13 protein-coding genes are annotated in these 12,897 nt (G+C 59.2%); 8 read left to right on the top strand and 5 right to left on the bottom strand.

The window, feature by feature from the left end; all coding sequences use genetic code 11:
* The first annotated feature begins 26 nt into the window (after positions 1-26).
* Positions 27-827 carry a uracil-DNA glycosylase family protein gene (locus P0D73_RS40705; RefSeq protein ID WP_408319377.1) on the top strand — a complete coding sequence of 267 codons (801 nt, stop codon included), beginning with the start codon at positions 27-29 and terminating at the stop codon, positions 825-827.
* 213 nt (positions 828-1,040) lie between these two features.
* Here P0D73_RS40705 and P0D73_RS40700 read toward each other — a convergent pair whose 3' ends face one another.
* From P0D73_RS40700 to P0D73_RS40685, 4 genes are all read right to left on the bottom strand, one after another.
* The gene (locus P0D73_RS40700) at positions 1,041-1,661 is read right to left on the bottom strand and encodes an NADPH-dependent F420 reductase (protein WP_408319379.1); all 621 of its coding nucleotides are present in this window, start codon (positions 1,659-1,661) and stop codon (positions 1,041-1,043) included.
* Positions 1,662-1,825: 164 nt separating this feature from the next.
* Entirely contained in the window at positions 1,826-2,767 is a 942-nt protein-coding gene (locus P0D73_RS40695; protein ID WP_408319381.1) for an SDR family oxidoreductase, read from the bottom strand.
* A gap of 172 nt (positions 2,768-2,939) precedes the next feature.
* Entirely contained in the window at positions 2,940-3,899 is a 960-nt protein-coding gene (locus P0D73_RS40690; protein WP_408319383.1) for an SDR family oxidoreductase, read from the bottom strand.
* A gap of 48 nt (positions 3,900-3,947) precedes the next feature.
* The gene (locus P0D73_RS40685) at positions 3,948-4,583 is read right to left on the bottom strand and encodes an NADPH-dependent F420 reductase (protein ID WP_408319385.1); all 636 of its coding nucleotides are present in this window, start codon (positions 4,581-4,583) and stop codon (positions 3,948-3,950) included.
* A 123-nt stretch (positions 4,584-4,706) separates the two neighbouring features.
* Here P0D73_RS40685 and P0D73_RS40680 point away from each other — a divergent pair, with 123 nt between their 5' ends.
* Positions 4,707-5,159 carry a winged helix-turn-helix transcriptional regulator gene (locus P0D73_RS40680; RefSeq protein WP_408319387.1) on the top strand — a complete coding sequence of 151 codons (453 nt, stop codon included), beginning with the start codon at positions 4,707-4,709 and terminating at the stop codon, positions 5,157-5,159.
* Positions 5,160-5,760: 601 nt separating this feature from the next.
* On the opposite strand, the gene P0D73_RS40675 is transcribed toward P0D73_RS40680, so the two are convergent.
* A complete protein-coding gene (locus P0D73_RS40675) occupies positions 5,761-6,399 on the bottom strand; it encodes a hypothetical protein (protein WP_408319389.1) in 639 nt (212 codons plus the stop codon).
* Positions 6,400-7,308: 909 nt separating this feature from the next.
* On the opposite strand from P0D73_RS40675, the gene P0D73_RS40670 reads away from it, so the two are divergent.
* From P0D73_RS40670 to P0D73_RS40645, 6 genes are all read left to right on the top strand, one after another.
* Positions 7,309-7,767, top strand: coding sequence for a hypothetical protein (locus P0D73_RS40670; protein ID WP_408319391.1), 459 nt, complete (start codon positions 7,309-7,311; stop codon positions 7,765-7,767).
* Complete coding sequence (locus P0D73_RS40665) at positions 7,764-7,985, top strand: hypothetical protein (protein WP_408319393.1); 222 nt, start codon at positions 7,764-7,766, stop codon at positions 7,983-7,985. Before P0D73_RS40670 ends, P0D73_RS40665 begins: the two co-directional genes overlap by 4 nt.
* Positions 7,986-8,870: 885 nt before the next feature.
* Positions 8,871-9,269, top strand: coding sequence for an IS66-like element accessory protein TnpA (gene tnpA / locus P0D73_RS40660; RefSeq protein WP_408435585.1), 399 nt, complete (start codon positions 8,871-8,873; stop codon positions 9,267-9,269).
* Complete coding sequence (tnpB, locus tag P0D73_RS40655) at positions 9,266-9,613, top strand: IS66 family insertion sequence element accessory protein TnpB (RefSeq protein ID WP_408319395.1); 348 nt, start codon at positions 9,266-9,268, stop codon at positions 9,611-9,613. Before tnpA ends, tnpB begins: the two co-directional genes overlap by 4 nt.
* 51 nt (positions 9,614-9,664) lie before the next feature.
* Positions 9,665-11,254 (top strand): IS66 family transposase, encoded by a 1,590-nt coding sequence (gene tnpC, locus P0D73_RS40650; protein ID WP_408319397.1) that lies wholly within the window; start codon positions 9,665-9,667, stop codon positions 11,252-11,254.
* Between the two features lie 490 nt (positions 11,255-11,744).
* Positions 11,745-12,239, top strand: a complete 495-nt coding sequence (locus tag P0D73_RS40645) for a hypothetical protein (protein ID WP_408319399.1) — start codon at positions 11,745-11,747, stop codon at positions 12,237-12,239.
* Positions 12,240-12,897: the final 658 nt, after the last annotated feature.

The raw sequence follows: 12,897 nt of genomic DNA, 5'->3' as shown, positions 1-12,897 counted from the left end.
GTCGCACGGGCATTATCGCAACGTTGGTGGTCGGTGACATCGATGGAGCGGGTCCGCAGAGCGTTCTCGCGACTGCAGTCGGCTTCACCTACCTTGTCTCCACGGCGTTTAGCCGACGCAACGATATGTTCTGTGCCGATTCTGGCCTGAACGCCGTGCATGAACTGGCGTCGTTGAAGAGACGGGTATCGGCGCCGTTTCTCCTCAGCGTATCTCAGGGTTACCTCGATGCGCCCGTCCGCGTAATGTTCATCGGGAAGGAAACTAACGGTTGGTGTGGCAAGCTAGGAGCCTTCTACGAGCGTCCGGACAGAATCGATATGGCGAAAGCTCGCTACGAGAATCAATACGCCTGTGGCACCGGCAATAGTGAGTTATTGCGGCAGTGGAAGCGGTTCGCTGATGCGTTCGCTGGAGGCGATCGAGCGGCTGTTTGCTGGAACAATCTAATGAAGATGGACTGGCACCGCCCAAAGCGCGGCTACTCTCGGACCTCTATCGGGCATTCCGCTCATCTGTTTAATTTCTCGGTGGCGGTCGTCCAATTCGAAATCGAACTGCTTAAGCCAGACCTGATAATCTTCGGCAGTGGACACACGTACGATCGCGCCTTGAAAGCTGTGCTTCCGAATCGTCAGACTGTGGAGGTTGAGCCAAAGGCCCTCTGGCACTTCCGGTCGAATGACATCGAGTGTTTTAGGACATTTCACCCAGATGCGTGGAATAACCACGCCCCGAGACCAATCAAAGAGTACTACCAGAAGATTATCGACACCGCTTCGAAGGCGTTTTCTGAGCGCCTATCGATGCAGAAAGCTTCGGCATAGGCTGACTTTGTCGCAACATTCTTCCGCACGGTCGTACGGCAACCGGCGCTGTGTTGACGAGCCGGTATGCGGCCCATATGTGACCTTCTCATGTGGTCGAAAAGCCGCCGTCGATAAACAACTCTACTGGAATGGGTTGATGAGAACGACGTGAGAGATGACTTGCTCCCAATGGGGTTGTGGACCTGCCGGTGAGGACGTGGCGTCGGTGATTCAGCCGATCTCGACGTTCAAGGCGATATCCCAGGTGCCGGCGCCGTTTTTCGCCAGGCCGATCATCATCAGACCGAGCGCCTCGAGCGTCGAGGCCATGTGCAGGCCACCGACATCCAACGGACGCAGTCCGAGACTTTCGATTACGGTCGAGACGCGCGCTTTGGCCTCCGCATCGTCGGCTGCGATGAAAGCGTCGAGGCGTCCGCTCTTGGCAAGTACGTGGCCAAAGATGGTGTTGAACGCCTTTACGACGTGCGCGGAGGCGGGAAGACCCTTGGCGATCTCCTGCGCGCCGGAACTGCCGTGTGGGGTGACGAGGCCGGAAAGGTCCGGGGCGACCGGATTGGTGATTTCGATGATCACCTTGCCGTCGAGCGCGTCTCCATAATCGGCCACTACCGCCGCCGCACTGCCGTACGGCACGGCGAGGATGACGATATCGCCGGTCGGCGCGGCGGCGTAAATCCCCGTGGTCGCTCCCGCTGAGAGCTTATCGGCCAGCGCCCGCGCCTTGGCGGGGTCGCGGCTCAGGACCTCGACAGAATGTCCTGCCTTGGCGATACGGCCGGCGACCGCCGTGGCCATGCCTCCTGTGCCAATGATGCTAATAGTGCTCATGAAAATCTCCTTCTAAGTTGGGGTATCCCCGTAATCTGTACGAGGCTTTCGCCCATAATGTTTTCCGTGTGCGCCGAGCCACTTGTGTCACTCTCCTACCACTCCGGGGGATGGTGTCCTGGTCGGACTCGGCGCGATGCGGGAGTCCCTGCCGTCCGCTTAGCTCAACTGGCAGGGAAGTAGTGGCCATTGTCCATATCGGCAAACAGGCCGGGCTGCGTTGGTGTCCAGCCGAGCGTCTGGCGCGTGATGGCATTCGACGCCGGGGTATCCAGCGTGACCAGATTCGCAAGGAACCCGAAATACCCCGGCAGCATCAGCACGTCCGCGGGAATGGGCACGGCGGGCAGCTTCAAGCGACTGCCGATGGCCTCGGCGATCTCGCGGTACGGAATGCTCTCGTCTGCAACCGCGTGCCAGCTTCTGCCGGCGGCGCCCTTCTCAAGCGCCAGGCGGAACACGGTGGCGAGGTCGCGTGTGTGTACGGCGGCCCACCTGTTCGCACCGTCTCCAGGGTAACCGACGATACCCTTTTTCTTCGCCAGCCCGATCAGCAGCGGAAGGAAGCCGGCATTATCGGTCGTGCTGTGCATGATTTCAGGAATCCGAACGACCGAAGACTGCACGCCTTTTTCGGCGAGGCCGATTACGGTGGTTTCCACGATGTTACGAACCCGCAAGGTGTTCTTGTATGGATCGCCGCCGGGAAGAGGCGGATCCTCCTCGGTGGCCGGTCGACCCAGGTTTTCCCAGCCGGGCGAGCCGATGCTTCCCGATGAGACCAGCGGCTTTCCGGTTCCGGCCAGCGCCTCGCCATATGCGAGCATGATCTGAAGCTCCGCATCCGCCACGGCGTTGATCCCGCCGACCGGAATCAGGTCCTGCCGGTGTGCGACATGGATGACACCGTCGGAGGCGGCGGCCGCTTCTTTAAGACCGTCAAGATCCTCGAGGCTACCGAGACGCGCCTTCGCACCGAGTGCGGACACCGCAGCGACCGCCTTGTCTGAACGAGCCAGGGCGGTGACCTCATGGCCGGCGGCGATGAGGTCGGAGATGATGTACGGACCGGAATGGCCGGTCCCGCCAGTGACGAATACGTGCATGTTAGGGTTCCTGTCGATGATGTGGTGTGAGAATTTCTGCGAGTGCGCTCAGCCGAGAAGGCTGGCGCCGAGTGCGAAGATGGCGGGTTTTGTAATATTCATGGGCAGTTTTACTCATGAGTTTGGGTATGATGGCCGCGTGCGTTGCTACCGGCTCCCTGCCGTCAGCTTGTCAGCCGGCAGGGAAGTAATGACCGTTGTCCAAGTCCGCGATCAGGCCGGGCTGAGCAGGCTCCCAGCCGAGGACCTGGCGCGTGATCGCGTTGGACGCCGCGAGGTCCAGCGTCACCACCGCCGTCAGGAACCCGAAATAGCCTGGCAGCATCAGTTCGTCAGCGGGAATGCTCACGGCGGGCAGGCCCAGGCGGGCGGCAATGGCCTCCGCTATCTCGCGGAACCGGATACCCTCGTCGCCGACCGCGTGCCAGGTCCTGCCCGCAGGTCCTTTTTCGAGCGCCAGGCGGAACAAGGAGGCCAGATCGCTGGTGTGCACCGCGGGCCACCGGTTTTCGCCGTCGCCGGGGTAGCCGACGAAGCCCTTCGTTTTCGCGAGCCCGATCAGTTGCAGGCGCCCGGTCGAACTATGAACCAAGGTAGGAATTCGCACGACCGACGAACGCACGCCCCTCTCTGCGAGCCCCACTACAGCAGTCTCCACGATGTTGCGAGCCACCAGCGTGCCCGCGTCCATGGGTCCACAAGGAAGGGCCGGGTCATCCTCGGTCGCCGGTCGGCCAAGGCTGGCTGGTGCGAAGAGCGGGCCTGCCCGTCCCAAGTTCGTGGGCGCGCCGATGCTCCCCGCCGCGACGAGTGGCTTTCCGGTGCCCGCCAACGCCTCGCCGAATGCGAGCACGATCGAAAGCTCCGAATCGCCTAAGGCAGTAATCCCGCCAGACGAAAGCAGTTCGGCCCTGTACCCGAGGTGGATGACGCCGTCGGACTCCGCCGCCGCCGTCTTCAGATCGTCAAGGTCGGTAAGGTTTCCACGTCGTACCCTGGCGCCGAGTGCAGACACTGCCGCCGCAGACGCGTCCGACCGGGCCAAGGCGACGACCTCATGCCCGGCGGCGATGAGGTCAGGAATGAGGTATGAACCGACCTGGCCGGTCCCGCCAGTGACGAAAACGTGCATATGATCCTTATGAGTAATGTGATGCGAGAAGCGGTGGTACCGGTGCACTCAACCGAGAAGGCTGACGCTGATTGAGAAGTTGGTGTGCTTGACGGAGTGGGTGAGGAGACCCAGCGACAGCAGGCAGGCGTGCTCCAGCGTCCTCGCCATGGGCAGCGGCCCGGTATCCATAGGGCGCAGTCCGAGGCTCTCGACGAACGCCGACACGAGTGCCTTCGCCTGCGCGTAGTCCCCCGCGATGAACACGTCCAATGGGTGGCCCTCGGCGGGACCGGCAGCCAGTACGTGTGAGAACTGAGTGTTGAACGCCTTGACGACTTTCGTATTGCCAGGGGCTGCCTTGGCGATCTCCAGCGCGCCGAAGCTGTCGCCGGGGGTCACAAAGCTCGTGTGGCCAGAGGCGGCGGGATTGGTGACGTCAACAAGAACCTTGCCTGCCAACTCTTCGCCGTACTGTTTCACCACGTCAAGAACGGCGGAGTAGGGAACCGCCAGGACGACCATGTCTCCGGCCGGGGCGGCGCCGTACGTTCCTGTCGTCGCGCCGGCTTCGATCTGCTCGGCGAGCGCCTGCCCCTTGGCGGCGTCGCGACTCATCACCTCGACGGTGTGTCTGGCCTTGGCGGCAAGGCCGCCAATCGCAGCGGCCATGCCGCCCGTGCCGATGATGCTGACGGTGCTCATGCAGTCTCCTGGTTGTTGGGTGCTGCTCGTACTCCCGAACAACCATGCTAGACACATTGCTTGCAAAAAACAAGTAAACAGCGGAATTTACTTGTGATACGCAAGCGATGTTAATATTTAGCCATGAAGACGACATCTAAAGAAGACATTCGGTCCCATTGCGCGGTGAACTACGGCGTGGAGCTCTTCGGCGACCGGTGGTCGCTCTTGATCATTCGCGATATCGTTTTTGTCGGCAAGAAGACCTATGGCGAGTTCCTGAAATCGGAAGAGGGAATCGCGACCAATGTCCTTGCGTCCCGCCTTGCTTTTCTCGAGGAGCAAGGAATTCTTTCGAAGGCGCCCAGCCCCAACGACAGGCGCAAGGACTTCTACGCGCTGACCGAAAAAGGCTTGGATCTCATTCCCATGGTGCTCAACATAGTCCTTTGGAGTGCAAAGTACGATTCGAAGTCTTACGTGCGGCGCCGCAAGGAGTTCGTCGCTCGATTAAGTCAAAGCCCCTTGCAGGTGAGCGAAGAGGTGAAGGCGCTGGTCCGCAATGGTGGATGTATGTTTCCTGAGAGCAAGGAATGAGCAAGACGGCAAGCGCGCCCTGTCACGTCGCACGAACGATATGCACACACCACCGGCTACGAGGTGCAGCGAATAGCGGGGGCCGATGTCCGAAACGGTCCTGGAAGCCGCCATTAATGTTTCACCAACCCCAGCGGCGGTTCAGGGTCGCGTGTCGCCAATCGACGACCGGCAGTGACCGGCCCAGTTAGAGACGATCGGCGTTCCGGTGAAGATTGTCGACAATCGGAGCTTGGCAGCGTGTGCGTGTTCACCTCGGGCCATTGCGACTGTATTTTCGCAGTTGGGCGGACCGTCTAGAGACCCGGGCGCCACGGGACCGAATTGTTTCGGTCGGCGCATCCAGTTATCGGCTTTTGCAAGGGCTGGGTCGAATCGCCGATCGCCAACGTCGCTGTTCTTGGACCGGGCGGTTGAAATAAGGATGGTCGCCCGCTGCATGCAAGGATATGGATCGCAACGGTGAGAGGCCATCCGTGCCGGTAAGGGCGGTAACGATTGCGGCCGACCAAGAAGGGCACACCCAGGTCGTCGTTAGTGTTGCTCGCCAGCGGCGCCCTGCGTACAACCAACACGATTGGACGTTTGCATCATCGCAGCGTTATTGGCATGTCACACTCACATTGGAGATGTCGCCGTCCGGGACGGTGCCGGTGCCGTTAGTCACTACGCACGTCCGCGTTGGTGGGATCGGCTGCGCCGAGACCGTAACCGAATAAGCATCACCGTATCGCACCTTCGTGGGAAAGTTGAAACTGCCGTTAGCTGCGAGAGCGAGGGAATTCGCACCGTTGTTTTGCAGCGTGATGGTCGTACCCGGTGCGAGGCCATTCAGGGTGCCACCCAGGGTATGACTGTTTGGGGTGCAGACGACGTTAACATTTGCGTCGGCGGGGCCGTAGCCGCTTCCATCCTGGTGGTAGATAGTGCATGACTGCCCGACCGGCTGGGTTAGAACCGTGACGCTAAAGTTGCGGGAGCTGTCCACCGTGTTGTTAAACGAAAATCCTCCATTGTTGCTCAGCGTCAGATTGTCGGTGCCGTTGTCTTGAAGGGTAACCGAACTGTTGGCGAGAAGCCCGGAAAGGCTGCCACCGACAGTATAGCAAGTGCCCTCGTCCAGACAGTCGGAACCACCCCCGCACGAAGATAATGTCAGTGCTATCGCAGCAGCAGCCAGATACGGGCGACAACGAAACAGGTGATGCGCGCTTTCGGCTGAGGAGTAAGCGGAGTTCATCTAGATCAACCTTAGGTCTGCATCAAAAGGGCTACCTTGCGTCGTCGGGCAACGCGTCTGTCGGTGCTCGACGATCAAAATAAGGTTCGTGCGGGGAACCGACCGCGCCGCACCGGAATCATCACGACCTATGCTCACACCGGGCAGGACCACCGTCGGCGGCCATGTCGGCTGGGTCAAACCGCACGTTTCGATCGAGGCTTGTCGAAGCTGCGCCGGCGAGAACAGCGCACAACACTTCAGTCGTCATTCGGAGCGTCGTTTGACACGCCAGCGTGTGGAGCGCAGTCGTGAAACCTGTGCGTATTGCGCAGAGCGCGAGAGCGGCTGGCTTACCCGGCAACATGCGAATAAATTATTACCAAATCATTACGAAGGCTATGCTTCGCATCCGTCCACGACAACCGGGCAAACCCGAGGGTGCACTGCAGCAAACCGTTCTGTAACAAAAGCTGTCGCTGAGCTGGCGCCGGGTTGATCCTGGGTAATTTTGGAAACCTGTGCATTCGCGATCCATACGCCACCTGAACGGGCCGGGCCTGAAGGGCGGCTTCCGAAGTGCAATGAGTCGCCATCCGGGGCCACAACTGACCCGACGCCACGGACCGCGAGTGAATGACCACTGCATCCTAGAATCGGACGGCTAAGTAGGGCTTGGTCCGACGTCCGTAGTGGGGTCGAACTGAGCCGTTGAAAGTCACTGTGCGGGGTCTTCCCGGGCGGCGATGGATCAGGGGTGGAAAGACAGGTGCGAAGCCTGTCAGTTAACCCAGTTTCAGCACAGTCTCCCAGATTCCAGCCGTGCCCGATGCTGGCGTTCATGCATGGCGCATCAACTACGGTGCACCGAATAATTCGCCTTACTTGTCAGTTAAAATCGGTGCTCCCTAGTTGATGACGGTACACGCTATGGCTAGTACTTGCGGCGATTTCGGCAACGCGTTTACGCAGAACATGAGTGCGCTGGGCCTGCCTGCCCCCAATAGCCTGTTTGGCTCTATTCAGGCGGCGGCTTCGAATGTCGCCACGATGCTGGGCGCACTCAAGACGCTGGGACCGAGCGCAACCGTCGCGGAACTAATCGGCGCGACTACTGCACTGGAGGCGCTATCGGTCATCGGCGCGTTGAGCGCATCGTTCTACGTAGGCGCATGTGTCGGCTCGCTGGTTGTTGCAGCGAACGCCGCCATGACATGCACCAGCGGTGCTACTGCTGCTGCCACTGCACGGACTACAGCGGCCCGCGTTGGGCTGGTCATCCCCGATACGATGCTGGCGTTTATTCAGCGCCACCCGGAAGTCATGATGGGTAGTCCGTCGCGTGGTAACTATGCGTTCCTCGCGTCGCACCAGCGGGCGGCGGCATGAAGTGGCTACTCGACAAGGCGGCGCTTCTGCTCGCTGCCATCGCGTGCGCGGGTGCCGCGTGGGGACTGATTCACTACAGCGGCCAGTGGTTCTATCTGCTGCTGTTCGTGCTGGCGTTTGCCGGGTTGTTTGCCGATAACCAGCGACTCCGCACCCGCCTGAAAGAACTCGGCGTAGATCCAAGCCAGCGCGACCCAAGCCGCCGCGTACGGCGTTAAGGCCGTACGGTTGAGTGCAATTTTCCCCGATGCTGCATAAGCTGAATGTCGATCACCGCCGAATCGTCACTCCTGCTCAGGTGTCCGCCAGAGGCGCTGACGGTCGTCCACTCGGCGGTTCGCCACTACGTCAGTCACAGCAATTGATTAAGCGGCGCTCACCGCTGTCGCAGTGCGGCCACCTGTCGTCGGTCACGACAGGCACAGTTCCGGCCACAACCTGCCGTTCACATGCACCGGCGGTCGGACGTTCAAGCGTCGGCTACACCTCGTAACCGGCCGTCGAATCGTAAATGACCAACGCTCGTCATCGGCCATTGCCGACACTGGCGCGGGCTGGATGCTACGTCAGCAATTTGGCAGATTGCTGACGGTGGCGGCATCGATCAGCCGGACGGCGGCTTCCTGCATCAGCGAACTCACACTCCCGACCCTGAGCAGCCGTTCGAGATGGTCATAAATGGGCGTCTGCTCACGCAAGCAAAGCAGCCAATCCGACGGCAAATTTTCACTTCGCTGAGCCCGAATTTTGAGCGACGACTGTCCAATGCGGTTAGCGTAAGGCGCCCCCACACATCACTGCGCTCAACCTTGGCCGTAGGGCTTCGGTTGACGTGTGTCACATGCACGAACGATTTCCTGCAAGAGACTCCGCCTCTCCGGGGGCCGCTTGAACCGTTCGTCTCAAAGGCGATCAGACAACCTGCTTCATCCCACAGCCACGACCGCACACCATCGCTGCATCAGCTACGATCCAAAAAAACATAAGCCCAGTTAAAGAGTAAGCATCTGATTTGTACCGTTCCCCGTCTTGCGTAGAAGATGCAATCATCGCCTGCGACGGACACGAGTGACCGACTCTGTCCACAAACGGGAATGGACACAGTGCCTCAGACAGTCGAGTTACCTGCCAAGCGCCAGAACCGACGGTATCCATTGGAATGGAAACGATCGGTCGTCGAGCAGACGTTTGAACCCGGCGCGTCGGTCGCAAGGGTCGCTCGCGACAACAACATCAACGCCAATCAGGTGTGGGCCTGGCGCAAACTGTACGCTCAGGGTCTGTTGATCGAAGATGCGCAGACGCAGACCATGTTGCCTGTCGTTGTCGATGTACAGTCCGATCGACCGGCGGCCCGTGCTCCGGAAGCGACGAACGCGCCGGCACCTCTGGAGGCTGCAAAGGGCAGCATTCAGCTTCAGCATGGCAATACGTCGGTCCGGATAGAAGGCGTGCCCGACACGACGATATTGCGCCTGGTCCTCGAGCGGATTCTGCGATGATCGGGCCGCCTGCAAACACACGGATCTGGATCGCTGCCGGCGTCACTGACATGCGCTCCGGCTTCAATTCCCTTGCGGCGAAGGTACAGATGGTGCTTGAGAAGGATCCATACGGCGGCCATGTTTTTATCTTCAGGGGCCGCCGTGGTGATCTGCTGAAGGCGCTGTACTGGAGCGATGGCGGCCTATGTTTATTTGCGAAGCGTCTTGAGAAAGGGCGTTTTGCATGGCCCCGCGCCGACGCCGGCGTCGTGGCGTTGACCACCGCTCAACTCTCGCTCCTGCTCGAAGGGTTTGACTGGCGACAACCAATCGAAGCGGCACGCCCGCGCAGTGCTTTGTAAACGTCTGTTACCCGATGATCCGTGTGCGGCAGATGGTCGTAAACTGTCGCAATGGATCTGACCGATATCGACCTGCCCGACGACATTGATGCGCTGAAGGCGCTGGTTCGCGCGCATGCGGCGTCGGCTCACGCAAACGCGCAGCGGGTCGTCGAATTGCAGGACCAGCTCAGTTCCCGCGTAATCGAGATCGAACATCTGAAGCTGACGATTGCGAAGCTGCGTCGCATGCAGTTCGGTCGCAAGTCTGAGAAGGTGGAGCGTCAGATAGAGCAGCTTGAACTGCGACTTGAGGACCTGCAGGCAGACGAAGGTGCGGCCACCCAGGCTGACTCAAAGAAGGCGCAGCAACGGCGCGAGAGTGCCTGTCGCAAACCACTGCCCGATCACCTCGAACGCGAAGAGCGTGTGCATCGGCCCCTCGAGGAACACTGCCCGGGGTGCGGTGGCGCGCTCAAACCGCTGGGCGAAGACGTTTCCGAACAGCTTGAATACGTGCGCGCGCACTTCCGCGTCATCCGTCATCGCCGTCCCAAGTTCGCCTGTTCGTGCTGCGACTGTATCGTGCAGGCCGCAGCGCCGAGCCGGCCGATCGATCGTGGCCTGCCGGGTCCGGCTTTGCTCGCCCACATCACGACATCGAAGTTCGCATACCACATCCCGTTCTATCGCCAGTCCGTCATGTACGCGCGCGACGGCGTCGAGATCGAAGCGGGCACCATGGGCCACTGGCTGGGTAGTCTGACATGGCTACTCAACCCTCTGGTCGACGCAGTGCGCCGCCACGCGCTTGGTGGCACCAAGGTTCACGCCGACGACACCCCGCTGCCGGTGCTCGCGCCGGGCAATGGCAGGACGAAGACCGGTCGGCTCTGGGTGTATGTGCGCGATGATCGGCCCAGTGGTTCGGACGAAGCGCCGGCCGTCTGGTTTGCCTATACACCGGATCGTCGCGGCGAACATCCACAGCGTCACCTTGCCAACTTCACCGGCGTACTGCAGGCAGACGCCTTCGCCGGTTATGCGGATCTGTATCTGGGCGGTCAGATTCACGAAGCAGCGTGCATGGCGCATGCACGTCGAAAGCTACATGAGCTACACGCTGTTCGGGCATCGCCGATCACCAGCGAGGCACTCGAGCGCATCGGCGCACTCTATCGCATCGAAGAGTACATTCGTGGCAAGCCGCCTGAAGAACGACGGCGCGTTCGCCAGGAGAAGGCTGCGCCGCTGCTTGATGACATGAAACGGTGGCTCGAGACGACGCTTCTCACACTCTCCGCGAAATCGGACACCACTAAAGCGATCCAGTATTCGTTGAATCGCTGGCCTGCGCTGGTCTATTACTGCAGTGATGGTCTGGCCGAGACTGACAATCTGATTGCCGAGCGCGCATTGCGCGGCGTGGCAATCGGAAGACGGAATTTTTTATTTGCCGGTGCGGACTCAGGCGGAGAACGTGCAGCCGCGATGTACAGCCTGATCGGATCTGCCCGCATGAACGGCATTGATCCCGAAGCCTACCTGCATTACGTCATCGAGCGCATCGCCGATCACCCAGTGAACCGCATCGACGAACTGCTACCCTGGAACGTCGCTCCTTTGCTGCCCGCCGCCTCACACATCGATCCCGTTCGCTAGCAGCCGATCCTCTCGCGCGTCAACAAAATCCGCGACGGTGTAGATCCGATGCTTACGTTAAAGAAAGCGGACAGCCTGCCTATACATTGACTTGCGTAGTTTCATTAACTGGGAAAGTAACAAAAATGCGCAATGAATTATCTGCTATCGCCGTAGCCTGTTTTATGCTTGCCGCATGCGGAAATTCAATTGAACGATCTGAAGGACCAGCCGTGTCTTCAGGCACATAGCGAGGTGCATCTTGCGACGCCTTACTGCAAGGTCCGGAACCCTGCCGCCAAGTTACGAGACCTGACTCGGACGAAAGAAAGTCGGGCACAGATCTAAAGTTTTCCGTTTTTGAGTCCGACAACACTTGTAGGCTGGTAGCGCGCGATCCTCTGGCGGACTGCGGCCGAACACGATTCGAGCTTTCGCTCAACGGCACCTCGCGGAACTGGGGCATGGAAACATCTTGTTAAACACTGCAATCATAAAAATTGAAAATCGCATGAATACGAAAAATATTGTCGCTGCCGGTCTTGCAATAGCGCTTTGTGGCTGCTCGGCGATGCAACAGACTTCATCACAACCGCAGACTACGCCGACGGCTTCGCCATCTACATCGTCGACAACAGCAGGAAGCAACCATCAGTCAACTTCAACCGACGATGGCCGCAGCATCCAGAAAATCCATGTCGGAGGAATCGACGGTGAAATGGTCGGTACACCTGCGAAGAACAGCAAATTTGCGAAAGTGCGGATTGGTATGGGTCAGAAGCAAGTCGAAGACTTGATCGGTGCTCCGAATGACTCTCACGATTACACGACAGGTAAGGCATTTATCCCGTTCTATTTTGGAAAAGACGCTTATCGTATTGAAACTTTTTACAAGAAAGAAGGTTCTCTTACCTATCAGGGCGGCGGTATTAGTGGGACCAGCAAAGTACTTATCCGCGTGAGTGTCGATACGACAGCGGATGGCTATGCACATAACGGCAAATAAATAATCATTGTGATTGATTGCCCGAAGGCGCCAAGGTCGTGCAGGTATATCGCATGTTTTGGGGCTTGCTGACACACATCGCTAGCCACGCTACGAATGCCGGGAAAGGCGCTTTTGCGAACTCATCGATGCCAATTCACGAGTGTCTGGCATCCGAACAAGCTGTTGCGCGAAATCTGGCTAGGAACGACCGCCTTCGGATGGAAGCGGTCGTCCGAGTGACGCATTGTCAACGGTCACCTGCGTCGCGTATTGGCCGAACTCTGCTCGATGCCGACGCGCGCCAGAACTCTCGAACCGCACATCGCGCAGAGGACCGTAGCCGACCCGAATCCGTCACTTGTCCAGCCGTTCGCAAAAGTCTGCTTACTGACGCGTAGTTGACAGCCCCACATACGAGCTAATGGTCGAATAGGCGCCCATATGCACACGCTGTACCCTCGTTCGTTGTCGACGTTGAAGATGCATTTGCGCGTTGCAATGTGAACTATGCGTGATCACCAAAACCACTAAATATTCGCCGGATTGTGCCGATAACACGGAGGCAACAGTTTTCTTAAGAGTGGTGCCGATTCCGCTGACCATCCACCTGGAGCATTTATTTGAAACCCTCGCCTATCTTTGCCATTACCACTCTTTGCTTACTTACTCTAGGAGC

It is taken from the genome of Paraburkholderia sp. RL18-101-BIB-B (assembly GCF_046026985.1).
GTDB lineage: Bacteria > Pseudomonadota > Gammaproteobacteria > Burkholderiales > Burkholderiaceae > Paraburkholderia.
This window is presented reverse-complemented; position numbering and strand designations above follow the sequence as displayed.

Excerpts from the sequence above, each read along its gene's own strand:
- P0D73_RS40695 (WP_408319381.1), bottom strand. The coding sequence starts at position 2,767 with ATGCACGTATTCGTCACTGGCGGGACCGGCCATTCCGGTCCGTACATC.
- P0D73_RS40685 (WP_408319385.1), bottom strand. The coding sequence starts at position 4,583 with ATGAGCACCGTCAGCATCATCGGCACGGGCGGCATGGCCGCTGCGATT.
- tnpB (WP_408319395.1), top strand. The coding sequence starts at position 9,266 with ATGATCGGGCCGCCTGCAAACACACGGATCTGGATCGCTGCCGGCGTC.
- P0D73_RS40665 (WP_408319393.1), top strand. The coding sequence starts at position 7,764 with ATGAAGTGGCTACTCGACAAGGCGGCGCTTCTGCTCGCTGCCATCGCG.
- tnpC (WP_408319397.1), top strand. The coding sequence starts at position 9,665 with ATGGATCTGACCGATATCGACCTGCCCGACGACATTGATGCGCTGAAG.
- P0D73_RS40690 (WP_408319383.1), bottom strand. The coding sequence starts at position 3,899 with ATGCACGTTTTCGTCACTGGCGGGACCGGCCAGGTCGGTTCATACCTC.
- P0D73_RS40670 (WP_408319391.1), top strand. The coding sequence starts at position 7,309 with ATGGCTAGTACTTGCGGCGATTTCGGCAACGCGTTTACGCAGAACATG.
- P0D73_RS40680 (WP_408319387.1), top strand. The coding sequence starts at position 4,707 with ATGAAGACGACATCTAAAGAAGACATTCGGTCCCATTGCGCGGTGAAC.
- P0D73_RS40645 (WP_408319399.1), top strand. The coding sequence starts at position 11,745 with ATGAATACGAAAAATATTGTCGCTGCCGGTCTTGCAATAGCGCTTTGT.
- P0D73_RS40700 (WP_408319379.1), bottom strand. The coding sequence starts at position 1,661 with ATGAGCACTATTAGCATCATTGGCACAGGAGGCATGGCCACGGCGGTC.
- P0D73_RS40675 (WP_408319389.1), bottom strand. The coding sequence starts at position 6,399 with ATGAACTCCGCTTACTCCTCAGCCGAAAGCGCGCATCACCTGTTTCGT.